Below are 24,742 nucleotides of genomic sequence, written 5' to 3'. Positions count from 1 at the left end.
TCAATTGCGTTATGCTATAACGTGTGTCATAGCCACTGACAACAGGGAATCCGGAAAAACATGCTGATGTCCAATCGGCCTCGCGCGCCCAAAACCGAAAAAAGCAAGCTCGTCTCGCTTGCTAATGCCGGCATTCGCCGGGATGGCCGCTGGTTGGTGCGAGGCGTCGATTTCTCGATCCGGCGCGGCGAGGTGGTCACGCTGATCGGTCCGAATGGTGCCGGCAAGTCGACGACAGCGAAACTGGCGATCGGCGTGTTACGCCCGGACGAAGGAACAGTTGAAAGATTGCCCGGCCTGCGCGTCGGTTATGTCCCGCAGAAACTGGCGATCGACTGGACGATGCCGCTTTCCGTGCGTCGGCTGATGCGGCTGACCGGCCCGCTTGATGACACCGATCTTCTGGCGGCGCTGGCCTCGACCGGCATCTCCCATCTCATCGACGCCGAGGTCCGACATCTCTCCGGCGGGGAGTTCCAGCGGGCGCTGCTGGCCCGGGCGATCGCTCGCAAGCCGGATCTGATGGTGCTCGACGAGCCGGTGCAGGGCGTCGATTTTGCCGGCGAGAGTGCGCTTTACGACCTGATCCGCTCGATCCGGACGACGACCGGCTGTGGTATCCTGATGATCTCGCACGACCTGCATATGGTGATGGCCGGCACCGACACCGTCATCTGCCTCAACGGCCATGTCTGCTGCCGCGGCACACCGGAAGTGGTGAGCCAGAGCGCCGATTACCTGAAACTCTTTGGCAATTCGCGTTCGCTGGCGGTCTACAGCCATCACCACGATCACACCCATCTGCCGGACGGACGGGTGATGCATGGCGACGGTTCGGTCACCGATCACTGCCATCCCGATGATGGGCATCATGATCAGGATGGGCATGATCACGACCATTCCGACCATGACCATCATGGCGGCCACCATCACGGCGATCATGCCGAGGCGAAGGGAGAGGGCCGTGTTTGACGACTTCTTCACCCGCGCGCTCGTCGCCGGCATCGGCGTCGCATTGACGGCCGGGCCGCTCGGCTGTTTCGTCGTCTGGCGGCGGATGGCCTATTTCGGCGACACGATGGCGCATTCGGCTCTGCTCGGCGTGGCGCTGTCGCTGTTCTTCCAGATCAACCTGCTGATCGCCGTCTTCGGCGTCGCGGTCGTCGTGTCGCTGCTGCTTCTGGCGCTGCAGCGGCGCCAGTCGCTCTCGGCGGATGCGCTGCTTGGCATTCTCTCCCATTCAGCTTTGGCGATCGGCCTCGTGCTCGTCGCGTTCATGACCTGGGTGCGGATCGACCTTATCGCCTTCCTGTTCGGCGATATCCTGGCCGTGACGCGCACCGATATCGCGCTGATCTGGGGCGGCGGGGTGCTGGTGCTGGCGGCGCTCGTCTGGCTCTGGCGGCCGCTGATCGCGTCCACGGTCAGTGAGGATGTGGCAGAAGCCGAGGGCATGAAGCCGGCGCAGACGCGGATGCTCTTCATGCTTTTGATGGCGCTGGTGATCGCGATCGCGATGAAGATCGTCGGCATCATGCTGATCACCGCGCTTCTGATCATTCCGGCCGCAACTGCGCGGCGGTTCTCGGCGAGCCCGGAGCTGATGGCGGTGCTCGCCTCGCTGATCGGCGCGCTCGCCGTGGTCGGCGGCCTGTTCGGCTCGCTGCACTACGATACGCCGTCCGGCCCTTCCATTGTGGTCGCGGCGCTCTTACTTTTCATTTTAAGCCTGCTTCCCGCAGCGGGTAAAAACACGGCCGAGAAGGCCGGCAACCAAGGAGTGCGATGATGAACGCACCAGTTTCGACACCGACATCCGCTCCGGCGCTGACCAAGAACCAGTCGCTCGTCTTCGACGTTCTCGACCGCGCCGATGCGCCGATGAGCGCCTATACGATCCTCGACCGGCTGCGCGACCACGGGTTTCGTGCGCCGCTGCAGGTCTACCGGGCGCTCGACAAGCTTTTGGAATTCGGCATGGTGCATCGGCTCGAAAGCCTCAACGCCTTCGTCGCCTGCGCCCACCCAGAAAGCGAATGCTGCGGCAAGGGGCATGGCCATGGGCACGGCACGGTCGCATTTGCGATCTGCGAGAGTTGCGGCCACGTCTCGGAATTCCACGACCACGAGGTCGATCACCGCCTCGGCGCCTGGGCGAAGGCCAAGAACTTCAAGCCTGCCAAGACGACGATTGAAATCCGCGGGCTGTGCGGCGCCTGCGCGGCCTAGAGAAGCCGGAGATCGCGCGCAAAGCGCTTCCAGTTGGCGACGTAGCGGACAGCCGACTGTTTCAGCTTCTCGACCGCTTCGTCGTCCAGCACCCGCATCACTTTCGCCGGCGAGCCGACGATCAGGGAGTTGTCGGGAAATTCCTTGCCCTCGGTGACCAGAGCATTGGCACCGACCAGGCAATTCCGGCCGATCTTCGCGCCATTCAGGATCGTTGCGCCCATACCAACCAATGAATTGTCGCCGATCACGCAGCCATGGATGATTGCATGGTGGCCGATCGTGCAGTTTTCGCCGATCGTCACCGGATAGCGCGGATCGGTGTGGATCATCACGCCTTCCTGGATGTTCGAACCCTTGCCGACGACGATCGGCTCGTTGTCGCCGCGCAGCACCGAGCCGAACCAGATGCCGACATCCTCGCCGAGTTCGACCTTGCCGATGATGGTCGCATCGGGTGCCAGCCAGAAACGGTCGGGGCCGGGCGTTTTCGGCTCGAATTCTCCGAGTGCATAGATCGGCATGGTTTCCTCCCTGTCGCGGTTTCGTCAGGCGACCGTCAGCGACAGCGTTCCGACGCCGTCGATGCCACAGGTAACCCTGTCGCCGCGCACCACGGCGCCGACGCCCGCCGGCGTGCCGGTCATGATCACGTCGCCGGGGGCGAGGACGAACAGTTTCGACAGTTCGGCGATGATCTCCGGCAGTTTCCAGATCAGCTGATTGAGGTCGCCGGACTGTTTTCGCGCGCCGTTGACGTCGAGCCAGACCGCGCCTGCTTGCGGATGACCGATCTTTTCGGCCGGGACGAGGGCGGAGACGGGGGCCGATTTCTCGAAGGCCTTGGCGGCCTCCCACGGACGGCTCATCTTCTTGGCGACATCCTGCAGGTCGCGGCGGGTGAAGTCGATGCCGACGGCATACCCGTAGACGTTGGACAGCGCGTCTCCGACCGAAATATCGGCACCGCCGCCGGACAGCGCCACGACCAGTTCCACTTCGTGGTGGACGCTGGAGGAGAGCGGCGGGTAGGGGAAGGTCTCGCCGTTATAGATGTTGTCGGCATTCTTCTGGAAAAAGAACGGCGGCTCGCGGGTCGGGTCGCCGCCCATCTCGATCGCGTGGTCGGCATAGTTGCGTCCGACGCAATAGACCCGGCGCACCGGAAAGCGCTCCGCCACTCCCTCGACCGGCAGAAGAACGGTTTCGGGCATGGGGATCACGGTCGCGAGCATGGAAGACATCCTGAGAAAACTGTGGGCACGGGTCGATAAAGACGGTGCCCTTTGTCTCCCAATTCGCCGATTAATCCTAGCACTTTTTCAAGACCGCAGGAAAAGCTTGCGCCCGGCGGAGGGAGGTTTAGTGAAGCGCAATTTCAACCCTTGATAGTTCATGCTAGATTATTTCAGTGATTCGTTGAATAAACCGGCCGGGTCTTTCGGCGGCCAAACTCGTCAATAATAGTGCCCCGGATCCGCGGCATCCAAGCGGGCCTCACGAACACAGTTGGATATTACAACGGCTGAGCTGCGGGGCTCATTGTATCGAGCGTCAGGTTCCCGAGCCGGTGCCAGAATGGGGCTAACTGGTTGTCGACACAGCAGATACTCACCGGCGACTTCCTGGCGGGCGGTGGCGAAATGGCCGAGCTCGTCCGAACAAAGGACTGGAGCGACACACCGCTGGGGCCGATCGGTCGATGGCCTCAAAGCCTCAGGACAACCGTTAGTCTTTGTCTCGCCTCGAATTTTCCGATCAACGTGATCTGGGGCGACGAAAACACCCAGATCTACAACGACGGATATCGCACCGTATGCGGCTCGGCTCATCCCCGCGCGCTCGGGGAGGATTACAGCGTCACCTGGTCAAGCGCCTGGCCGGCGATCGGCGAGCCATTTCGTCAGGCGCGCCGGGGAAATACGTCATTCCTCGAAAACCAGCGGATGTTTCTGACCCGCAACGGCTATCTTGAGGAAACGTTCTTTACCTTCTCGCTTTCGCCGATCCGGGACGAGACCGGCGAGATCGGCGGCTTGTTCCATCCGGTGACGGAGACGACGGCGACCATGCTGTCGGAACGGCGAACCCGCGCACTCCGGGATTTGAACGCCAGTCTGGCTTTGGCGGAAGACATGGACGACCTGTCGCGACGCGTCGTTGAAGTCCTTGCACAGTTCGAATTCGATCTGCCGCTTGTTCTTCTCTACCATTTGTCTTCGGATGGGAGCAGTTATGGGCTTGCAGCGCAGTATGGTCTGCCGTCTCGACGTATCGCATCGATGGCCACAATCGACGCGCACTCGAATGCCCCATGGCCGATGGAAAAGGCACTGGCGACAGGCGGCCCTCTGGGGGTCAACGGTCTTTCCGAATTCTTCGAGGGTGCGGGGTCTTATGATGAGCCTCCCGATCGGGCGCTCCTTCTTCCCATCGCCGTCCCCGGCCTGAATCTGCCTCCGGTCTTCGTGGTGGCCGGCGCCTCGCCACGCCTGCCTTTCGACGATAGCTATATGGGCTTCTACGAACTGCTTGCGACCGCTATCTCCGCCGCGGTCAGCGCAGTGCGGGCACGTACCGACGAGCGGCGGCGGGCCGAAGCGCTGGCGGAAATCGATCGCAGCAAGACCATGTTCTTTTCGAACGTCAGCCATGAGTTCCGTACACCGTTGACGCTGATGCTGGGGCCGCTCGCCGACGTGCTTCAGCAGCCGGACGGGCTTTCTGTCGATGACAGGCAGCGAATTGTTGTTGCCCAGCGCAATGGTCAACGGCTGTTGAAACTGGTCAATACGCTCTTGGACTTTTCGAGGATCGAGGCGCAGCGTGTGCAGGCCTCCTTCGAACCGATCGATATCGGCAGCCTGACCGCAGAACTGGCATCGAATTTCCGATCCGCGATCGAACAAGCCGGGCTGAGATTGGTTATCGAAGTCGCGGACTTGCCCCAGCCGGTCTATCTCGACCGGGATCTGTGGGAGAAGATCGTCCTGAACCTGCTTTCCAACGCGTTCAAATTCACGTTCGAGGGCGAGATACGCATCAGCGTGAGGTTGTCGGACGACGGGGAACGGGTCGAAATCGAAATACGCGACACCGGTACGGGGATTGCGGCCGAGGAGTTGCCGCGCCTGTTCGAGCGTTTTCACCGCATCGAGGGCGCCAAAGGAAGGTCATTCGAGGGCTCCGGCATCGGGCTCGCGCTGGTGCAGGAACTGGTGCATCTCCAGGGCGGGGAAATCCGAGCCGAAAGCCGGCTTGGCGAAGGCACGTCCTTCTCGATCTCGATACCGTTCGGAAAGGCGCACATCCCTTCGGAGCAGATGCGAATGTCCCAGCCGGTCGAGAGCAATACCGGTAGACGCCAGGCTTTCGTCGACGAAGCGATGTCATGGCTTGCGGCGGGCGATGCCGCGGGGGCCGCTTCGATATTGCCAGCTGCGAGCACGGAGACGGCCGAAACGCTCGCTCCGACGGGGCATGTCCTTCTGGCGGACGACAATGCCGATATGCGTGCCTATGTGGAGCGGCTGCTGTCGACATCCGGCTTTACGGTCGAGGCTGCGGCTGATGGCGAGGCGGCGCTCAACGCCGCACGCCTCAGACGGCCGGACCTCATCGTTTCCGACGTCATGATGCCGGGGCTCGACGGATTTGGCCTGCTGTCGAGAATACGGGCCGACGACGATCTCCGGGATCTGCCCCTCATCCTCCTTTCCGCCCGAGCCGGCGAAGAGGCAAGGCTGGAGGGGATGCGCGCCGGTGCCGATGATTATCTTGTGAAGCCCTTTTCGGCTCGAGAACTGGTCGGGCGCATTTCGGCGTCTATCAGGCTGTCGCGCGATCGGCGCGAGGCGCTTCTGAAGGAAAACGCTGCGCGCCTGGAAGAGCTTAATGCGGATCTGGAGCGCCGCGTTCTGGAACATTCGCGCGAGCGGGGACGGACGTGGAAATATAGCCCGGACCTGCTGTCGGTGATCGATTTTCAGACCGGCCTATTCGAAAAGACCAATCCCGCCTGGGAGAAGACCCTTGGTTTGAAAGAGGAGGAGCTCCTGGGCACGCCGTTGCGGGCGCTCCTTCATCCGGACGACGTCGTCGCCAGCGAAACTGCGTTTCAGGCGGCGCAAAGCGGCATGCCCGTGCTTCACTTCGAAAACCGATGCCGGACCCGCGAGGGTGACCATCGCTGGCTCTCCTGGGTGGCTGTCGTCGTCGACGACAAGCTCTATTCCAGCGCCCGTGACGTCACCGAGCAGAGAAGACGCGACGACGAGCTGAGAAAAACGCAGGAAACGCTGCGCCAGGCCCAGAAGATGGAAGTGATCGGCCAGCTCACCGGCGGGGTCGCGCATGATTTCAACAACCTCCTGATGGTGATCTCCGGTGGATTGGATGTCCTCGACAAACGCGACGATCCGGCGCGGCGGGAGCGCATCAAAAGCGGCATGCTACAGGCGGTCAATCGCGGAGCGTCGCTCACCAGGCAATTGCTGACCTTTGCCCGGCGGCAGCCATTGAAACCGCAGCCGATCGATCTTCGCCACCAGATTTCCGAGATGCGCGAACTTCTCGACCGGACCCTGAGCGGAGACATCAATATCGACGTCGACGTCGATATGGGGGTGTGGCCGGTACAGGCCGATCCGGCCGAACTCGAGCTCGTCCTCCTGAACCTTTGCGTCAATGCGCGCGATGCGATGCCAGATGGCGGGACGATCATCATCAGGGCGTCCAACTCCGTCGTCGATGCGTCGGGTCAAAGGGGCGACGTGGTGAAGATCACCGTTGCCGATAGCGGGATGGGAATGCAGCCCGAGGTTCTCAAGCGGGTGTTCGAACCGTTTTTCACCACGAAGGACATCGGCAAGGGATCGGGATTGGGTCTTGCGCAAGTTTATGGTTTCGTCGAGGCCTCCGGCGGATCGGTCGAGATCAACAGCGAACCGGGCGTCGGAACAGCTGTAGACCTCTGGCTTCCCCGGTCGATCGAAGCGTCATTGGAGGCGACCGGCAACCATTCGTCCCGTGCCCAGGGGGACGCCGACAGGAGCGTCGCCGGAAAAATCCTGGTCGTGGAAGACGACGACAGCGTCGCTATGCTGGTCAACGACATGCTCGACCAACTTGGCTATTCCGTAACCCGCGTCGATGGGGCCGCCGCCGCGTTGAGCGTGCTCGCGTCCGATGCCGAGCCGGACTTGATGTTTTCCGACATCATGATGCCTGGCGGCATCAATGGTGTCGATCTCGCCAAGGAGGTCAAGCAAAGGCATCCAAAACTGCCGATCCTGCTCACATCGGGTTATGCGGACGTGCTCAAGAGCGCTGCGACCGCGGAAGGCGTGGAGATTTTGCCAAAACCCTACAGTCTGCGGCAGCTTTCGGAGGCTCTTCGGGCAACGATCCCGGATGCCCGCGAATAACGCGGGCCAGGTGCGATTATTGCAGCAGGTTCGCGAGGCTGTAGAACGCCGCCGATATCGCTGCAGTTGCCGGCATCGTCACGATCCAGGCGATCACGATGTTGCCGGCGAGCCCCCAACGTACCGCCGAGACCCGCCGCGCCGCGCCCACGCCGACGATCGCTCCGGTGATCGTATGTGTCGTCGAGACGGGAATGCCGAGCCAGGTCGCTCCGAACAGTGTCAGCGCTCCGCCAGTCTCGGCGCAGAAACCTTGCATCGGGTTGAGCCTGGTGATCTTCGAGCCCATGGTGTGGACGATCCGCCACCCCCCGAAGAGCGTGCCGAGAGCCATTGCCGACTGGCAGGAGATCACCACCCAGAAGGGCACGTAGAACGTGGAACCGAGATATCCCTGGCTGAACAGAAGCACTGCGATGATGCCCATCGTTTTCTGTGCGTCATTGCCGCCGTGGCCGAGGGAGTAAAGCGAAGCGGAGATGAACTGCATCGTGCGAAATGTCCGATCCACCGCGAACGGCGTTTGCCGGACGAAGAGCCAGGAAATCAGGAGCACAAGCAGCAAGGCAAGCAGGAAGCCGATGGCCGGCGATAGGAAAATCGCTCCGACCGTCTTCCCGAGACCGCTCCAGACAATCGAGCTGAAACCAACTTTTGCCAGGCCGGCTCCCACCAGACCGCCGACAAGCGCATGCGACGAACTGGACGGAATTCCGAAGATCCAGGTGACAATATTCCAGATGATCGCTCCCATGAGGGCGGCAAAGATCACCTGCGGCGAAACGATCGCAGGATCAATGATGCCTGTGCCGAGCGTTTCCGCCACATGCAGACCGAAGAAAAGGAAAGCGATGAAATTGAAGAAGGCCGCCCAGGCAACCGCATATTGCGGTCGCAGGACACGGGTCGAGACGATCGTCGCGATCGAATTGGCCGCGTCATGAAGGCCATTGAGAAAATCGAAGAACAGAGCGACGGCGATCAGGCCGAAGAGAAGTGGCAAGGCGAGAGAGCTATCCATCAAACGTTCTCGATGACAATGCCGCTGATCTCGTTGGCGACATCCTCGAAACGGTCGACGACCTTTTCCAGTTCGCCGTAGATCTCGCTACCGATCATGTAGGCCATCGCGTTGCCGCTCGCCCCGTGACGTCGGTACAGGTCCTTCAAACCCTGATCATGAAGGTCGTCCGATCGGCCTTCGACGCGGGTAACCTCCTCGGCGATGGCTGCAAGACGGTGAGCGTTGGAGCCGACCTTGTTAAGAAGGGGGATCGCTTCCGAAATGAGGTTCGCCGCCTTGACGATTTCCCCACCCATCTGCTGCATGAGCGGATCGAAGCCGGACTGCTCGAACAGCCTGATGGTTTTGACCGTTTTATGCATCATGTCGATCGCATCATCCATCGACTGGATGAGATCCTTGATGTCGCCGCGATCGAAGGGGGTGATGAAGCTCCGCCGGACGGCAAGAAGAACGTCCCGAGTGATATCGTCGGCCTCATTCTCCAATGTGACGATCAGCTCGCAGTTTTTCTCGACCTCATTGCCTTTGAGGAGCTGATCAAGCGCGTGGGCCGCTGCGACGACGGCCTTCGAATGCTTTGAAAACATTTCGAAGAATTTGTCTTCTCGTGGCATCAGCTTACGAAAAATACTCATCATGCCATGCGACCTTCCCGGCTGACTGTCATAAATGTGTCATAAACACGCTCAGGCAATTGAAGCAACAAGCAAAATCGACAGTTTGACCGACATGAAATCTGCAAAGAAGACCACGAAGCCTCGGCCGGACAAGTCACAGACGCTGCTCAAGCAGCTTGCAGTCGTTCCCGACAGGCTGTTCGCCGGGGCGTTTCGCCAACAATATGGCGCCTTGTGCTTTCGGTATCGGAAGGACGGACCTGGCATCGAAGTCCTAGTGATCACGTCGCGAGAGGCTGGACGCTGGGTTATCCCCAAAGGATGGCCGATGAAGGGGAAAAAGCCGTTCGAAGCGGCGGCGACCGAAGCCTGGGAAGAAGCAGGCGTGAGCGGGGCGGCGAAAAAGAAGCCGGTCGGCCACTATACCTATCTGAAAGAACTCGACGACGGCAACGTGGCTCCGTGTATTGTGGACGTGTTCCAGATCGAAGTCACGGAGGTCCGAAGTGGTTTCAAGGAACAGGGGCAACGCGTTCTCGAATGGGTCAGCCCCGACGAAGCGGCACGACGCGTTCGCGAGATCGAATTGAAGTCGCTGCTTGTGGAATTTAAGCCGCAGGGCCGCAAGAAGCGCAATCGCGGCTAATTCTGAACCGGGTCGGCGGCGCTCTGGTGGATGGTCCTGCTCTGCAGCAGTTCGCCTTGCCGTTCCAGGACCGGGTAGGCCGTGGCTGCAACGAGATGCGAATTGATCTGCTTGAAATCCCGCAACAGGTCCAGGTGCAGGGAGGTGCTCTCCGCCGTGTCGACATCGCCATTGCGCAGCCGCTTGAAATGAGCGTTGGTCCCATCGCGTTCCGCCCGCCGGAAGACGATCTTTTCGTCGGCGAGCATGCGCGCGACGCGCTCGTCCTGCGACATGAAAAGGGCGGCGGCGGTGCGCAGATTGGTGGAGAGACGGTCCAGCAGGCCGTTGAGCTCAAGCTGCCCCTCTTTTGAAAAGGTCATGCCTCGGCGCAACCTTTTGGCAAGATGGGGAAGCACGTTCTGGTCGAGGACGTCGCCTGCGTGCTCCAGGCCGGTCGAGAACAGCAGAATTTCGTCAAGCCGTCTCCGGTCGCTGTCGCTGAACTCTTCGGGATCGATGGACGTGAGATACCGTTTGACTGCCGTGTTCAGGCGGTCGAGGACATTGTCCTTTTCTCGCAACTGCGACAGGGCGCGGCGATCGGTGCTCGTCAGCGCGGACTTCGTTCCCGCCAGCATCTCCTCCAGCACGTCAACCAGCCGCAGGACTTCCCGCGCCGCCGCCTGCAGCGCCACGACCGGCGTTTCCTTGGCGGATGGATCGAGATATCGCGGCTGGCCGGGATCGCTCTCGTCTATCCGCTGCGGCATCAGCCGGACGAGCGCATTTGCAAAGGGCGTGAGGAGCGGCATGAAGACGACCGCGACCACGAGATTGAAGGCGGTGTGGAAATTGGCGACCAACCGAGCGCCATCGCTCTCGATCTGTACCAACAGGGAGGTAATCGGGGAGAGGAGTGCAAGCGCCGCCAGAACGCCCATGATCCGGGTGATCAGGTTGCCGATCGGAAGCCGCTTGGCCGAAAGATCGTTGCCGGACTGTCCCTCGACGACCGGATTGATCGCCGTCCCGAGATTGGCGCCGAGGGTCAGCGCGAAAGCCTGATAGGGATCGATCAGCCCTTGGGCCGAAAGCGACATGACGAGCAGGACCACCGCAACGCTCGAATGGGCTGCCCAGGTCAGTGCGGCGGCAAGCAGAAGGCTGAGGAGGGGGGTGGTCGATATGGCTGAAAGAACCGCAGAGAAGGCCGGTGTGCCGGCATATTGCGTCAGTACTTCGAGCAGTTGATGCAGGGCAAGCAGCATGAAGCCGAGGCCGATAAATACGCGGCCAAGATCATGGACCTGCGGATTTTGCGTGCGGCGGAACATCAGGACGCCCAGCAATATCAGAGCCGGCGATGTGGCGGCGACGTCAAAGGACAGAACCTGGACGATGAGCGTACTGCCGACATTGGCGCCCAGCATGACCGCAAGCGCGGGGACAAGAGCAACCAGCCCCTCGGCCGCGAACCCCGATGCCATCAGTCCGGTCGCCGTGCTGCTCTGGAGAATTGCCGTGACGCCCATTCCGGACAAAAAGGCTTTCATCCGATTGTTCAGTGCGCGACCGAGAAACGACCGGAGGCTCGGCCCGAAAGCACGCTGGATGCCCGTCTGCACCATCCGCGTCCCCCAGAGAAGAAGCGCTATATGTCCGGCAAGGGTAACGATCGCAATGATGAAGGGCATGGCATTCTCGTAAAATCAGTCGGATGGGAAAGCCGGACAAGTGCCGCCAGATATTAGCCAGCTAATATAGTCGCCGGATTCTATTGCTTTTTCAAGGCTCTGATCTGGCTGTTTGACCGGTCGGGGCCGCCCCCTGCGGGACTGCCCGACTAAGCCTGTTCCTGGCACATTTCGAAGGCGGGCGATCTTCCACCTGCGACCCATTGCGGTCGCTCACCGTTCAACGCTGCATTCTCCTTTTGTAAGCACTCGGTGCCTTATTCAACCACCTCGAAGCGGACGCGGCTCAGGCTGACCAGGCCGGAGACAATCGCGCAGATGCCGGCCAGAACGAGCGCGATATTCGGTGCGCTCGATAGAGGCATGGTCTGGAAAATGATCGACATGGAGATACCGCCAAAGGTTTGGCCGAGTAGTCGTGCCGTGCCTTGCATGGCGCCCGCGGCACCGCTGCGCGTTTTCGGTGCTGACAGAAGCAGGGTTCGGTTATTCGGCGTCTGGAACAGACCGAAACCGATTCCCGCGAGGACGGTGCCGGCCAAAAAGGCAATTCCTCTTGGATCGGGAGGAGAGAGACCGGCGATGAGGAGACCTGCGGCCAACAACCCGCCGCCGGAAGCGCAGAGCCACGCCGTCTTGACGCGATTGGCCAGCCACCCTGAAATCGGCGCGGCGACGATCGTCGCGGCGGGCCAAGGTATCATATAAAGGCCCGCCAGCACCGGTGTCATATGCAGGGTGTGCTGAAGGTAGAACGGCAGGGCGACATAGCTGAGCATCTGGCCGGTAAAACACGATACCGATGCGATGATCGCAAGCCGGAAGGCTGGCTTGGCCAAAAGATCGGTCGGAACAATCGGCGTCTCGTTCTTACGTTCAAGGCGCAGCAGCGCCCATAGGCACAGGATGGAACCGACGATCAGGATCGAGCCGCTGATCGGTTCGCTGGCTATCCGGTCCGCACCGGAGAAGAACAATATGAACATCAGCGTGTTGGCGACCAATACGGCAGCATTCAGGTGCCGCTTCATCCCCGGCAGGTGACCCAGAAAACCGCCGCACAAAAGGACGATGAGGCCCAGCGGCACGTTGACGGCAAATAACCAGGGCCAATCGGCGACGGAAAGGATCGCCCCGGCAACGCCTGGCCCTGCGGCGGAAGAGATCGCGATGATCATCGCATTGAGGCCGATAATGGTTCCGAACAGCCGGTGCGGCACCGCAAAGCGCAGGTTCATCATGCCCAGGGCCATGATCGCGCCTGCACCCAGCCCTTGCGCAAATCGGGAAGCCACGAGAACGGGAAGATTTCCGGCGAGGGCACATGCTGCCGAAGCCACCGTGAAGAGAGCGACGCCGATCAGGAATACGCGCCGCGGGCCATGGATTTCGCCCAACGCGCCGCAGGGCAGAAGTGCGACAAGCACGGCAAGCTGATAACTTGATACGACCCAGACAGTGTCGCTGGCATCGGCCCCGAGCGAGGCGGCGATCGATGGCAGCGCGACATTGGCGATCGCTCCATCCAGCACGACGAGGACGAGCGTCGTCAAAAGCACTGCGACCGCCAGGTACCTTCGGGGTGACGTCAAGCCATCGTGGGCAAGGTTTGCGGGTGACGTTACGGACATGGGAGAAACACCGGTTCGTTGAGCTTCCCCATCGATATCCGCAGGCTTACATTTGCGCCAGACGCAACACATGCAACTCACTCTTGCGCCATACGCCATACCTCGCTAGGTTCGACATCATGCCTGATCTCGACCTCAACCTGCTATTGGCCCTGGATGCATTGCTTCGCGAGCGGAGCGTGTCGGGTGCAGCACGCAGGCTGGGGCTGAGCACATCGGCGATGAGCCGGACACTGTCGAGGTTGAGGACGGCATTGCGTGATCCCATTCTTGTCCCGGCGGGGCGGGCAATGGTCGCGACGCCGCATGCCGAAGCGATTGCCGAGCAGGTGCGGTCGCTGACGATGGCGGTCCAGACCGTGTTGAGTCCCCAGCAGGACATCGACATCCGGGAATTCCAATGCGACTTCACGATCCGTGCCAACGAAGCATTCGTGCTCCTGAACGCCGCTCGCCTCAGCGTTGCCGTAACGGATGCCGCGCCGGGCATACGGCTGCGCTTCGTGCCGAAGCCGAACAAGGAAATTCAGCCTTTGAGAGATGCTGCGATTGACCTGGATATCGGCGTTATTTCCGGTGATGGCGCGGAGCTGCGCGGCCAAACCCTGTTTGAGGACGTCTTTGTCGGCGTGGCGAGGCTAGGTCACCCTCTTTTCAAAACCACGCCGATAACCGCCGAGCGATATGCAGCGTGCGGACATGTGATCTCCTCCAGACGAGGACATTTTACCGGGCCGGTCGATGAAGCGCTGGCCGAACTGGGCCTCTCGCGAAAGATCAGCCTCGTGGTGCCGAGCTATCCGGCAGTGCTTGCCGTTGCGGCGGCATCCGATCTTGTCGGGTTGGTGCCGCGCTCGTACTGCCGGGCGGGGGGTACAGACCAGACCCAGATGTTCGACCTGCCGGTGGCGACGCCTGGCTTTTCGATCGCGCAGACCTGGCATCCGCGCATGGACGCGGACCCTGCTCACCGCTGGCTGCGAGGATTGATCTTCGAAGCATTCAGGTGACAGCCTGCCGTGGCGTCGATAACCTGCCCTGGCAGGAGAGCTTGGCCCAAGCCTGCAGCCGGAACACCCGGATAATTCCTGCGCCAAAAAAATCGATCCGATGTCGGATTGGCAAAATCCCGTTCGTCCTTAGAGTCGTCCATGGCAATTCAAAAAGGATCACGACCATGCCGAATACCATAACCCTGCATCGCGTTCTGGCGACCAGCCCGGAGAAGGTCTATCGGGCGTTCATCGAGGCTGACGCACTCGCCAAATGGCTTCCGCCCAATGGCTTTCTGTGCACTGTCCATCACTTTGAACCGACGGTCGGAGGAACGTTCAAAATGTCCTTCAGGAACTTTACGACGGGCAACAGTCATGCCTTCGGCGGCGAATATCTAGAACTCGTTCCCGGCGAGCGCCTCCGCTACGTCGACAAATTCGACGATCCCAACCTGCCCGGCGAGATGGAAGTCACGGTGACGCTGAAGAAGGTTTCGGTCGGGACCGAGGTCAATATTACCCAGGCAGGGGTACCGGACGTCATCCCGCCCGAGGCTTGTTATCTCGGTTGGCAGGAGTCGCTGCGGAACCTCGCAAAGGTCGTCGAGCCCGAGATCAACGAATAAGGTATCAGGATCGAATAATCGGCCGTGACCGGATCGCGTCAACCATTTTTCGCGATCCGGCCTCGGCTTTGTTATCGATTAAATCCGTCCTGCTTCCGGAAATGTGGCTCTTGGTTGCTGGAACCGGAAGCCACGGTCTTGGTTCGGTTCGAGCAGCAACCGAGAGACCTCACATGACCAAGCTCATAGCCACAGCCATCATCGTCACTCTTTTCACGGCCGGCAGCGCGACCGCTCAAACGACACCGAGCCCCGGCAATGCCGCAGGTGGCGCCACGGGAGCCATCGACGGACCGGGCAATACGGGAGACACTGGCGGACCGACCGCCGGCACGGGCGGACCTCTCGACCAGACTCAAACGGGCAGCACCAAGAGCGACACACGCCAGCCGCCGAACAAGTGCGACCCCGCGCAGGCCGCCAAGGACAATTCCAGGCCAAATCAAAACAATGCATCCGCCGGCTGCGTGAAGTAAGTCGAGGCACAGCGGCCTTTTCGACCGCCTTCCAGCGTCACGTACCGACAATCTACGGCCGCCATCGGCATTGCGCATGCCGATGGGTACGCCGCTCTGCGATCGGGCCCGGCGAATATTGGTCTGGAACTATCTCAGCTCTGGAGCCCGCTTTGGTGGCCGCCGCAGCTAGGCCCCCAGTCGCAAGGCTCGGAAGTGGCTCTGATAGGGAGCCGAGGCCGTTGTCGAACTAAGTTCCGGCGGCATGGAACTACGGCGGCGGAGCCAAGTTATTAGCTAGCCCAGTCCAACCATTGCGTTTCCATAATGACATCAAAACCGAACAAGACGCCTCGTTTAGGTTTCCCAAGCGGCCCTGCCGGTGGGTGGGGATCGGCAAAGTCGGTGGGTGAGGTGCTCATTCGGGAACATGTTCCTTTGTCCGGCCCCTCTCTTCTGGCGCATCAGAACAAGCCGGACGGCTACATGTGCGTCAGTTGCGCATGGGCCAAGCCGGCTAAGACGCATCCGCTGGAATTCTGCGAGAACGGGGCCAAGGCGACCGCTTGGGAAATCACCACCCGGCGCGCGGACAGGGCCTTTTTCGACGCCCATACGCTGAGCGAGCTGGAGACCTGGCGTGATCACGATCTGGAAGAGCAGGGACGACTGACCCATCCGATGCGATGGGACCCGGCAAGCGACAAATATCTGCCGGTGACATGGGCAGCCGCGTTCGAGGAAATCGGCCGCGAATTGCAGGCCATCGCCCCCGAGAAAGTCGAGTTCTACACATCAGGTCGAGCTTCGCTCGAGACCTCCTACATGTACCAGCTTTTCGCGCGGATATTCGGGAGCAACAACCTGCCCGATTCCTCCAACATGTGCCACGAGAGCTCGTCGGTTGCCCTTCCGGAAAGCATCGGAGCTTCGGTCGGCACGGCGATCCTGTCGGATTTCCAGAATTGCGACTGCATCTTCTACATGGCGCAGAATGTCGGAACCTCGTCGCCGCGAATGCTCCACGATCTTCAGGATGCCGCCGACCGAGGCGTCAAGATCGTGACGTTCAACCCGCTCCGGGAGCCGGGGCTGGAGCGCTTCGTCAATCCCCAGGCTCCGAGCCAGATGTTGACGGGCAAGGAGACACAGATCTCCTCGAACTATTACCAGGTCCGGCTGGGTGGAGATATCGCTGCCCTGTTTGGCATCTGCAAGGCGCTCATACAGGCGGACGATGCGCTTCACGAGGCCCATGTCAGCAAGGTCTCCGGGTCCGACGGCACGCCGGACGATCCGAACGATGCCGCGGCAGTGGCCTTCGCGGCGTCGATTGCCGCGGCCGACAAGAAACACATTCTCGATCATGATTTCATTTCACAGCATACGTCCGGGTTCGAGGAATTTGCGGCGGCGGCCCGAAATTATGCCTGGGAAGAGTTGGAGCGCGTTTCAGGGCTCACCCGCGAGCAGATGACGGAGGCGGCCCGCATCTACGCCCGCTCCGACGCCGTTTTGATGGTCTATGGCATGGGGCTGACCCAGCACATGATGGGCGTGCAGAACGTCCATATGGTCGTCAACCTCGCCCTCCTGCGCGGCAATATCGGAAAACCGGGCGCCAATATCTGCGCTGTGCGAGGCCACTCCAACGTGCAGGGCCAGCGTACCGTCGGCATCACCGAAAAGCCGGGGCTCGTGCCGCTGGACAAGCTCTCGGAACTCTACCATTTCGATCCTCCACGCTGGCAGGGCCATTCGACGGTGGAATCGTGCAAGTCGGTCCTCGACGGAGAAACAAAGGCGTTTATCGGCCTCGGCGGTAATTTCCTCAGAGCCGCGCCGGAAACCGTTGCCATGGAAGCCGCGTGGCGCAAGCTCCGCCTGACGGTGCAGATCGCCACCAAGCTCAACCGCAGTCATGTCGTCCACGGGGAGGTCGCCTACCTGCTTCCCTGTCTCGGTCGCATCGAGGTCGACGAGCAGGCAAGCGGACCGCAGGCGGTTTCGATGGAAAGCTCCGTGGCACATTTCCACGGCTCGCGGGGCAAGGCCAAGCCCGCCAGCTCCGAACTCCTGTCTGAACCTGCCATCATCGCCGGCATTGCCAAAGCGACTCTAACGCGAGGCAACGTGCCCTGGGACCGCTGGGTCGACGACTATTCGGAAATCCGCAATGCGATCGAAAAAACCTATCCGGAGACGTTCAAGGATTTCAACAAGCGCCTCTTCCAGCCCGGCGGGATCCCGCGCCCTCTGCCGGCCAGGGAACGGAAATGGGTCACCAGAAACGGAAAGGCGAACTTCATCACCCCGGATCGCCTGTTTCCTGAGCTTCCCACCGAAGCGATGGGAGAAGACGTTCTTCATCTTGCCAGCCTGCGGTCGAACGATCAGTTCAACACCACCGTCTACGGTTACAGCGATCGGTTCCGCGGCGTCGACGGGACCCGGCAGGTCCTGTTCGTCAATCCGCAGGACATCGAACGGCTCGGTTTCGCGGACGGGGATATCGTCGATCTGATCACCGCGATCGACCCGGAAACAAGGCGGACGGTTCAGGGTTTCAGGATCCTTGCCTACGATATCCCCAAGGGCTGCTGCGGCGCCTATTATCCGGAAACCAACCCCTTGTTTCCGCTCAGCCATCATAGCCCCCAAGCGAAGACGCCATCCTACAAGCTCCTGCCGGTGCGTCTCAGCCGGTCGAGCCATATGCCACTCAATTGAGAACGACGCGTGGGAGGTCAAGCGATGTCGCCGGCTGTCTCAGGCAAGGGTCCGGTCCGGATTTTTGAGGTTTGCTGCGTTGCGGCCCTGCTTGCCGTTGCGGTTGCCATCGGACTGCTGAGGGTGCCGCGGCAATATCGCACCGATCCACCCGTATCCGCCGCACTGGATGCCATCCGGCTGATGCCGAGCGGCATCGGCGGCGCCCCGCCGGAAGTTTATTTCGCGCTCAACCAACCTTACGAAAACACGGCCTACGATATGAGCCAAGGCAAGCGCCTCTACTCCTGGTTCAGCTGTGCATCGTGTCACGGGGAGGGGGAAGGTGGGGCAGGGCCATCCTTTCTCGACGGATGGTGGCTCTATGGCCCGTCGATCGTGTCGATCGTTGCCTCCATCCGTGATGGGCGACCGCACGGCATGCCACCGTTCCGGGACAGAATGACGATCGACGAGATCTGGCAGCTGTCGGGTTATGTCAAAAGCATTGGTGCCTATTCCGCAAAGACTACCGCTCCAGGCCGAAACGACGACCGACAGAACAGACCGGCGGAGAACCGTTCCCCGGCGGCGTTGCTCTTTAACGAGGGGCCGAGCCCGGTGCATCCCGAACAGGGGCCGTCGCCTTGAGAGCACCGCTCATTCTCCTCCCGCTTCCTGTGCTTCTTTCGGGATGTGGCGGGAGCCAGTCGGCTCTCGATGCGCAAGGCTACTCAGGCGCCCTTCTCAGGGACCTGATTGTTCTTATCGTCGTCGTCTGCCTGGTCGTCTGGATTGGGGTGATGATCATGCTGGCCTGGTCGCTGACGCGCCGCCGTGACGGGCAGGCCGGAGATAGCCGAGGTTCCGAACAGCGCCTGGGGGTCTGGGTGTCGGGAGCGGTTGCCGCAACGGTCCTGATCATCGGCGGACTGACGATCTTAAGTTTTCAGACGACGAGAAGTCTCGACCGGGCGGGAGACCCGGACCTGACAATCCGTGTCCGCGCCCAGCAGTGGTGGTGGCAGTTCGTCTACGAAGACGCCGACGCGGGGTCTTTTCAGACCGCCAACGAGATCCATATTCCCGTCGGCAAGGAGGTACGGGTACGGCTGGAAAGCACCGATGTCATCCACTCCTTCTGGGTGCCGAGTCTTGGCGGCAAGCAGGACCTCGTCCCCGGTCGAGAAAACCTTCTCACCCTTCGGGCAGAGCGGCCAGGGGTCTACCGCGGCCAATGCGCCGAATTCTGTGGGCTGCAACACAGCCACATGGCCTTTTTCGTCATTGCCGAGGAAGAGGAAAGCTACAGGCAATGGGCGGCCACCCAGCGACAGCCCGGCGCACAGACTGGCGAGGCCGAGGCGAGCGCCGGAAAGGCTGTATTCATGGCAAGGCGATGTGCCGCATGCCACACGATACGGGGAACCGGCGCAACCGGCACGACCGGGCCTGACCTCACCCATGTCGGCAGCCGCCGCACCATCGCGGCGGGGCTCATGGACAACACCCGCGGTTCTCTTGCGGCCTGGATCGCCGATCCTCAGACCCTTAAGCCCGGAAACAACATGCCGCTCGTACCCTTGACGGGTGACGAGCTGCGCCAGCTTTCCGCCTATATGGAAAGCCTCAAATGACGGCTGAGCAGAGATCATCCATGGTGACGGACGCCGATCTGGACGAGGCTGAACTCGAGCGGCAACTTGCCCGGACATGGACATCCAAGCCCGGCTTCTGGGGCGCCATCGCGTCGGTCGATCACAAGGTCGTCGCCCGACGCTATATCGTCACCGCCTTTGTGTTTCTCATCCTCGGCGGCATTCTGGCACTGGCGATGCGCCTCCAACTGTCGCAGCCGGAAGCACGCTTCGTCGACGCGGATCGCTACAACCAGATCTTCACCATGCATGGTTCGAACATGATGTTCCTGTTCGCCGTGCCGGTCATGGAAGCCATGGCTGTCTACCTCGTGCCCTTGATGGTCGGCACACGCAACATCGCTTTTCCGCGGCTGAACGCCTTTTCGTACTGGTTGTTTCTTGCCGGCGGGCTGCTGCTCTGGATCTCGTTTGCGCTCGATACCGCGCCGGATATCGGCTGGTTCGCCTATGTGCCCCTTTCCGGGCCGGAATACGGGGCCGGAAAGCGTGCCGATATCTGGGCACAGATGATCACGTTCACCGAAGTGTCGGCGCTGGCGATCGCGGTCGAAATCGTCGTCACTGTTTTCAAGCAGCGCGCGCCAGGCATGTCGCTCGACCGGATACCTCTCCTGGTCTGGTCCATGCTGGTCATGGCGTTCCTCGTCATCATGGCGATGCCGGCAATCATGTTCGCGAGCTCGACGCTGATCATGGACCGCCTCGTCGGCACGCATTTCTACAATCCTGCCGAAGGCGGCGACGCGCTGCTCTGGCAGCACCTGTTCTGGTTCTTCGGCCACCCTGAAGTCTACATCATCTTCCTGCCGGCCGTCGGCATGGTTTCGACGATCCTTCCGACCTTCGTCCAGCGCCCCGTATTCGGTTATCTTCCCCTGGTGATGGCGCTGATCGCCACCGGCGTCCTCGCCTTTGGATTATGGGTGCATCACATGTTCGTCGTCGGCCTGCCGCGGCTCGGCGAAAGCTTCTTCACGGCGTCGAGCATGTCCATCGCCATCCCCGCTGGCGTCCAGATATTCTGCTGGCTGGCGACGCTCTGGTCCGGGCGGCCGGTCTTCAAGACGCCGCTGCTGTTCGTGATCGGTTTCATCATCACCTTCGTGATCGGAGGGCTGACGGGTGTCATGGTCGCGTCGGTGCCGTTCGACGCCCAGGTCCACGACACCTATTTCGTCGTGGCGCATTTCCATTACGTGCTGATCGGCGGCGCGGTCTTTCCGCTGATCGCGGCCGTCTACTACTGGTTTCCCAAGATGACCGGCCGGATGATGAGCGAAAGGCTGGGGCAGTGGGCATTCTGGCTGATCTTCATCAGCTTCCACCTGACCTTTTTCCCGATGCATATTCTCGGCCTGCAGGGCATGCCGCGCCGCATTTATACCTACCAGCCGGACCTGCCCTGGGCGGGCCTGAACCTGTTCGTCAGCCTGAGCGCGATCATTCTGTCGCTCGGCTTTCTCGTCTTTTTCATCGACGCCATCCGGAGCTGGTCGTTCGGCAGGCCTGCCGGCGACAATCCCTGGAATGCGCCGACGCTCGAATGGGCCACCAGTTCGCCGCCGCCGCCCTACAATTTCCGGTCCATCCCCGTGGTCGACGATCGCAACCCGCTCTGGTCGCAGCCGGACGCTCTGCCGGTGAGCTCCGGGCTGAGGACCGACCGTCGCGAACTTCTGATCACCGGCGTCGTTGAAGCACTTCCGGAGGCGCGCGAATCGTCTCCCCAGGATTCGGTCTGGCCGTTCTGGGCGGCGATCGCGACCTCGGTCATGCTGATCTGGTCGATATTTTCGCCCTGGGCCGTCGTCTGGGGCTCGATCCCGATCGCAATCGCGCTGATCGGATGGTTTTGGCCGAAGGGTGAAGCGGAGGATGAATCGTGAAGGAACGCGTCGTTCTGGATGTATCGAGACTGCCGCTGCACGGCATGGGCATAGCGAGCGCCACATGGTGGGGGACCTATGCCTTCATGCTCATCGAGGGATCGGGATTCGGCCTGGCGATCGTGGTCTATTTCTATCTGATGTTTCTGGCGCCGCAGTGGCCGGTCGATGCGCCTGCGCCTGACCTCTGGGCGGGAACGGCGCTGACGGCGCTGCTTGTGGCAAGCGTCCTGCCAAACATAATGGTATCGCGATGGGCACAGAAGCGAAACCTCAAACGGGTGCGGATCGGCCTCATCGTGATGTCGCTGTGCGGCATCGCGCCGCTGGTGTTTCGAGTCTTCGAGTTCCCCGCCCTGCATATACGCTGGGACGACAATGCCTATGGCTCGATCGCCTGGACCCTTCTCGGCCTCCATACCATCCACGTTCTGACCGATCTCATCGACACGCTGGTGCTGACTTGCCTGATGTTCTCGCGGCACGCCGACAACACGCGACGCTACGGCGATGTCGAGGATAATGCGCTTTACTGGAACTTCGTCGTCATCACCTGGCTTCCCCTCTATGCCTGTATCTACTGGGTGCCACGGCTATGAACGCTCGACAGGGGGACTTTACGCTCACCACCGCGCTGCTTGCGATCGGAGCACTCCCGGCAGCGGCACATGACGGTGAGCCGCACGCCTCGGCTTTTCCGTGGACCTTCGATCCGTGGATCGTCACCCCGATCGCCATTGCTGGCGGTCTCTATGCCCTCGGATCGGTAAAATTCCAGCAAAGGGCCAACAGACCGCTTTTCGCCATCAACTCCGGCATTCTCTACTGGACCGGATGGCTATCCCTGGTCTCCGCGTTGGTCTCGCCCCTCCATTTTCTCGGGGAGCATCTTTTCACCTTCCACATGATCGAGCATGAACTCGTCATGGCGGTCGCCGCACCGCTGGTCGTCCTGGCACGTCCGGTCGGTATATTCCTCTGGGGTCTGCCGCGGCCGCTCCGGCATCTGGTCCGGGATGTCATGAAGACGGGCCTAGTATGGAGGACCTGGAACGCGTTGAGCGCGGGTACTCCGGCTACGCTGCTGCATGGCCTGGCCATCTGGGTCTGGCATGCGCCCACCCTGTTCGATGCGGCGGTTAGCGACATTCTGCTTCACAGGCTGCAGCACCTGAGTTTTTTCGCAACGGCGGTGATTTTCTGGTGGGCCATGATCTGGCGAAGCGACCGGGGCATGGCCGCCTGGCATCTGTTCCTGACGATGCTGCACACAAGCATTCTTGGAGCCCTGATCGCTCTATCTCCGCAGGTTGCCTACCTTTCGCAGACCAGGATGGCGCAGGAGTGGGGGCTTACGCCGCTGGAGGATCAGCAGCTGGCCGGAATGGTGATGTGGGGGCCGGGCGGCATCATCTATGCCGGCGCCGCTCTGGCGATGTTGGCGCTCTGGATCGCCGGTTCGAGCAGGGGAGGCCTCAATGCAAGCCGTGTCCATTCCTGAATTCCGGCTCGCGCTGATCGGCAGCATGCTGATCGCATTGCTCTTCGGTGTCGGAACCTATCTTACCAAGGGCAGCGAGGAGCGCCGCGCGGTGGCGGTTGCCATGACAGGCGGCGACCCGGCGCAGGCGCCGGCGATCTTCCGCAAATACGGATGCGCAGGATGCCACGCTATTCCCGGCATTGCTGGCGCCGACGGCAAGGTCGCGGGTCCGCTAACCGGTCTGCGGCAGCGCGTCTATATCGGCGGCGTGATCAACAATACGCCTGACAACCTCGTCCAGTGGATCGTATCCCCGCAACGGTTCTCACCAAGGACGGCGATGCCGATGACCGGCATTTCCGAAGCCGAGGCGCGACATCTGGCGGCTTATCTCTACGAACACTGACCATCAGGGATGCGGCGTCGGGCGAGGCGGGAGAGACTTCACGTAACGGGCCACGGCATCGCGGTCGCTTTGCTGCAATAGAGAAAAATTGGCAACGACATCCGCCATCGACGATCCGACCCGGCCGTGTCCGGGCGTCTCGCCGGTCCGCAGCATCGCGGCGACCTCAGCTTCCGACCAGTGGCCGATGCGGTTTGGCGTGATGTTCGGAACGAAACCGGTGCCCTCCGGATCGACACCTCCGGCGAACCGCGTCTCGGGCTTAATCGCCCCGAGCGCATTGCGGGCGGAATGGCATTCGGCGCAGTGGCCGAGGGTTTCTGCCAAATAGGCGCCGCGGTCGTGGACCGGATCGCCGTTCAGCCGCGCCTCGCTCCGACCGTCCTCGAAAAACAACAGCTTCCACAGACCCAGGCCGCGACGGAAACGGAAAAGGAGAGGCAGGTCGTGCGGTGGCGGGCGGCCTGAAACCGCGGGCAGGGTTTTGAGATAGGCATAGAGATCCTCGATATCCTCGAGGCGCATGCCGGTATAGCTGGAATAAGGGAAGGCCGGATAATAATGCTGGCCTGCCGGGGAGACGCCGGCGATCAGCGCGTTCGCCAAATCGGCGACCGACCACGAGCCTATACCGTCGGTGGCATCAGAGGAAATATTGGGAACCCTGAAGGTTCCGAAGGGAGAGGCGAGCGCCAGACCGCCGCCCAGTTCCAGCGGGTCCGACTGGCCCGGCGTCGCGTGGCAGGCGGCGCAGTTGCCTGCAGCAAATACCAGCCGCCCGTGCGCCGCATTCCCGCTCCGCAACGCCGGATCGTGAGGGTCAAAGCGGGGCACTGCGGCCGTCACCCACCAAAGTCCGAGAAATATGGAAATCACCACTCCGAGGGCCGCTGCTATTAACGAGGCCCACCGTATATCGCCTGTCCCGCCGCGCATGTTCCATCGGGTAACGGCGATAAGCCTGGGTCGGCCTATTTGGACGGCGGAGGATGAGCTCATTCGGACCCCAGCCGCGAAGCGTCTTCCTGTTCCCGCACGTCCTTCAGAAGTTTTTCGCGAGGATTGTCCGAGAGCTTGCGGCGCGTTCTTTCGATCGTTTCGTCGTCCACTTCGACAGGGCGCCCGCTGTCATCGGGCAAACCTTCGGCGGCCTGGCCGATCGGTGCGTCCTTGGGCCTGTCGTTCAGGCCGGTCGTCTGCTTTTCAGTGCTCATTTCAGCCTCCATTGAGCATTCAAACACTCAAGAGGCCGTTTTGTGCCATGGCATT

Annotated in this window: 23 protein-coding genes; 15 read left to right on the top strand and 8 right to left on the bottom strand. The window is 61.3% G+C overall.

The window, feature by feature from the left end; translation table 11 throughout:
• Window positions 1-60: 60 nt before the first annotated feature.
• From MOV63_RS15120 to MOV63_RS15110, 3 genes are read left to right on the top strand one after another with little or no spacing between them, the layout of a single operon-like run.
• The gene (locus MOV63_RS15120) at window positions 61-972 is read left to right on the top strand and encodes a metal ABC transporter ATP-binding protein (RefSeq protein ID WP_247034549.1); all 912 of its coding nucleotides are present in this window, start codon (window positions 61-63) and stop codon (window positions 970-972) included.
• The gene (znuB, locus tag MOV63_RS15115; protein ID WP_247034573.1) at window positions 965-1,789 is read left to right on the top strand and encodes a zinc ABC transporter permease subunit ZnuB; all 825 of its coding nucleotides are present in this window, start codon (window positions 965-967) and stop codon (window positions 1,787-1,789) included. The genes MOV63_RS15120 and znuB overlap by 8 nt, the downstream gene beginning before the upstream one ends.
• Window positions 1,789-2,229: a Fur family transcriptional regulator gene (locus MOV63_RS15110; RefSeq protein WP_247034548.1), complete on the top strand. Its 441-nt coding sequence runs from the start codon at window positions 1,789-1,791 to the stop codon at window positions 2,227-2,229. The genes znuB and MOV63_RS15110 overlap by 1 nt, the downstream gene beginning before the upstream one ends.
• Here MOV63_RS15110 and MOV63_RS15105 read toward each other — a convergent pair.
• Complete coding sequence (locus MOV63_RS15105; protein ID WP_247034547.1) at window positions 2,226-2,753, bottom strand: gamma carbonic anhydrase family protein; 528 nt, start codon at window positions 2,751-2,753, stop codon at window positions 2,226-2,228. The genes MOV63_RS15110 and MOV63_RS15105 overlap by 4 nt on opposite strands.
• Before the next feature lie 24 nt (window positions 2,754-2,777).
• Window positions 2,778-3,464, bottom strand: a complete 687-nt coding sequence (locus MOV63_RS15100) for a fumarylacetoacetate hydrolase family protein (protein ID WP_038543229.1) — start codon at window positions 3,462-3,464, stop codon at window positions 2,778-2,780.
• A 357-nt stretch (window positions 3,465-3,821) separates the two neighbouring features.
• Between MOV63_RS15100 and MOV63_RS15095 the strand changes: the two genes are divergently transcribed.
• Window positions 3,822-7,655 carry an ATP-binding protein gene (locus tag MOV63_RS15095; protein ID WP_247034545.1) on the top strand — a complete coding sequence of 1,278 codons (3,834 nt, stop codon included), beginning with the start codon at window positions 3,822-3,824 and terminating at the stop codon, window positions 7,653-7,655.
• Window positions 7,656-7,671: 16 nt separating this feature from the next.
• Here MOV63_RS15095 and MOV63_RS15090 read toward each other — a convergent pair whose 3' ends face one another.
• Together MOV63_RS15090 and MOV63_RS15085 are read right to left on the bottom strand one after the other, a co-directional pair.
• The gene (locus tag MOV63_RS15090) at window positions 7,672-8,676 is read right to left on the bottom strand and encodes an inorganic phosphate transporter (protein WP_247034543.1); all 1,005 of its coding nucleotides are present in this window, start codon (window positions 8,674-8,676) and stop codon (window positions 7,672-7,674) included.
• Window positions 8,676-9,320 carry a DUF47 domain-containing protein gene (locus MOV63_RS15085; RefSeq protein ID WP_247034542.1) on the bottom strand — a complete coding sequence of 215 codons (645 nt, stop codon included), beginning with the start codon at window positions 9,318-9,320 and terminating at the stop codon, window positions 8,676-8,678. The genes MOV63_RS15090 and MOV63_RS15085 overlap by 1 nt, the downstream gene beginning before the upstream one ends.
• A 91-nt stretch (window positions 9,321-9,411) precedes the next feature.
• On the opposite strand from MOV63_RS15085, the gene MOV63_RS15080 reads away from it, so the two are divergent.
• The gene (locus MOV63_RS15080) at window positions 9,412-9,945 is read left to right on the top strand and encodes an NUDIX hydrolase (protein WP_038593456.1); all 534 of its coding nucleotides are present in this window, start codon (window positions 9,412-9,414) and stop codon (window positions 9,943-9,945) included.
• On the opposite strand, the gene MOV63_RS15075 is transcribed toward MOV63_RS15080, so the two are convergent.
• Together MOV63_RS15075 and MOV63_RS15070 are read right to left on the bottom strand one after the other, a co-directional pair.
• On the bottom strand, window positions 9,942-11,621 hold the full coding sequence (locus tag MOV63_RS15075) for a Na/Pi cotransporter family protein (protein WP_247034541.1): 1,680 nt from the start codon (window positions 11,619-11,621) through the stop codon (window positions 9,942-9,944). The genes MOV63_RS15080 and MOV63_RS15075 overlap by 4 nt on opposite strands.
• 257 nt (window positions 11,622-11,878) lie before the next feature.
• Entirely contained in the window at window positions 11,879-13,180 is a 1,302-nt protein-coding gene (locus tag MOV63_RS15070) for an MFS transporter (protein WP_247034540.1), read from the bottom strand.
• A gap of 191 nt (window positions 13,181-13,371) precedes the next feature.
• Here MOV63_RS15070 and MOV63_RS15065 point away from each other — a divergent pair, with 191 nt between their 5' ends.
• The 10 genes from MOV63_RS15065 to MOV63_RS15020 all read left to right on the top strand — a co-directional run bounded on the left by MOV63_RS15065 (window position 13,372) and on the right by MOV63_RS15020 (window position 23,473).
• Window positions 13,372-14,262 (top strand): LysR family transcriptional regulator, encoded by an 891-nt coding sequence (locus MOV63_RS15065; RefSeq protein ID WP_247034539.1) that lies wholly within the window; start codon window positions 13,372-13,374, stop codon window positions 14,260-14,262.
• 167 nt (window positions 14,263-14,429) lie between these two features.
• Window positions 14,430-14,873: an SRPBCC family protein gene (locus tag MOV63_RS15060; protein ID WP_247034538.1), complete on the top strand. Its 444-nt coding sequence runs from the start codon at window positions 14,430-14,432 to the stop codon at window positions 14,871-14,873.
• A 173-nt stretch (window positions 14,874-15,046) separates the two neighbouring features.
• Window positions 15,047-15,349 carry a hypothetical protein gene (locus tag MOV63_RS15055; RefSeq protein WP_247034537.1) on the top strand — a complete coding sequence of 101 codons (303 nt, stop codon included), beginning with the start codon at window positions 15,047-15,049 and terminating at the stop codon, window positions 15,347-15,349.
• A 306-nt stretch (window positions 15,350-15,655) separates the two neighbouring features.
• Window positions 15,656-18,058, top strand: a complete 2,403-nt coding sequence (locus MOV63_RS15050; RefSeq protein WP_247034534.1) for an FdhF/YdeP family oxidoreductase — start codon at window positions 15,656-15,658, stop codon at window positions 18,056-18,058.
• A 24-nt stretch (window positions 18,059-18,082) separates the two neighbouring features.
• Complete coding sequence (locus tag MOV63_RS15045; protein WP_247034532.1) at window positions 18,083-18,688, top strand: cytochrome c; 606 nt, start codon at window positions 18,083-18,085, stop codon at window positions 18,686-18,688.
• Entirely contained in the window at window positions 18,685-19,674 is a 990-nt protein-coding gene (gene coxB, locus MOV63_RS15040; RefSeq protein ID WP_247034530.1) for a cytochrome c oxidase subunit II, read from the top strand. Before MOV63_RS15045 ends, coxB begins: the two co-directional genes overlap by 4 nt.
• Window positions 19,675-19,694: 20 nt before the next feature.
• Window positions 19,695-21,584, top strand: a complete 1,890-nt coding sequence (gene ctaD / locus MOV63_RS15035) for a cytochrome c oxidase subunit I (protein WP_247034567.1) — start codon at window positions 19,695-19,697, stop codon at window positions 21,582-21,584.
• Window positions 21,581-22,183: a cytochrome c oxidase subunit 3 gene (locus MOV63_RS15030; protein ID WP_247034529.1), complete on the top strand. Its 603-nt coding sequence runs from the start codon at window positions 21,581-21,583 to the stop codon at window positions 22,181-22,183. The genes ctaD and MOV63_RS15030 overlap by 4 nt, the downstream gene beginning before the upstream one ends.
• Window positions 22,180-23,085, top strand: a complete 906-nt coding sequence (locus MOV63_RS15025) for a cytochrome c oxidase assembly protein (protein WP_247034527.1) — start codon at window positions 22,180-22,182, stop codon at window positions 23,083-23,085. Before MOV63_RS15030 ends, MOV63_RS15025 begins: the two co-directional genes overlap by 4 nt.
• Before the next feature lie 25 nt (window positions 23,086-23,110).
• Entirely contained in the window at window positions 23,111-23,473 is a 363-nt protein-coding gene (locus tag MOV63_RS15020) for a cytochrome c family protein (RefSeq protein ID WP_247034565.1), read from the top strand.
• 3 nt (window positions 23,474-23,476) lie between these two features.
• Here MOV63_RS15020 and MOV63_RS15015 read toward each other — a convergent pair whose 3' ends face one another.
• Both MOV63_RS15015 and MOV63_RS15010 read right to left on the bottom strand, forming a co-directional pair.
• Window positions 23,477-24,409, bottom strand: coding sequence for a cytochrome c (locus MOV63_RS15015; RefSeq protein ID WP_247034524.1), 933 nt, complete (start codon window positions 24,407-24,409; stop codon window positions 23,477-23,479).
• Between the two features lie 59 nt (window positions 24,410-24,468).
• Window positions 24,469-24,687, bottom strand: coding sequence for a hypothetical protein (locus tag MOV63_RS15010; RefSeq protein WP_247034523.1), 219 nt, complete (start codon window positions 24,685-24,687; stop codon window positions 24,469-24,471).
• Window positions 24,688-24,742 lie beyond the last annotated feature (55 nt).

It is taken from the genome of Neorhizobium sp. SHOUNA12A, from assembly GCF_023006505.1.
Lineage (GTDB): Bacteria > Pseudomonadota > Alphaproteobacteria > Rhizobiales > Rhizobiaceae > Neorhizobium.
Note: the sequence above shows the minus strand (reverse complement) of the source record. Positions and strands in the feature narration are given on the sequence as shown.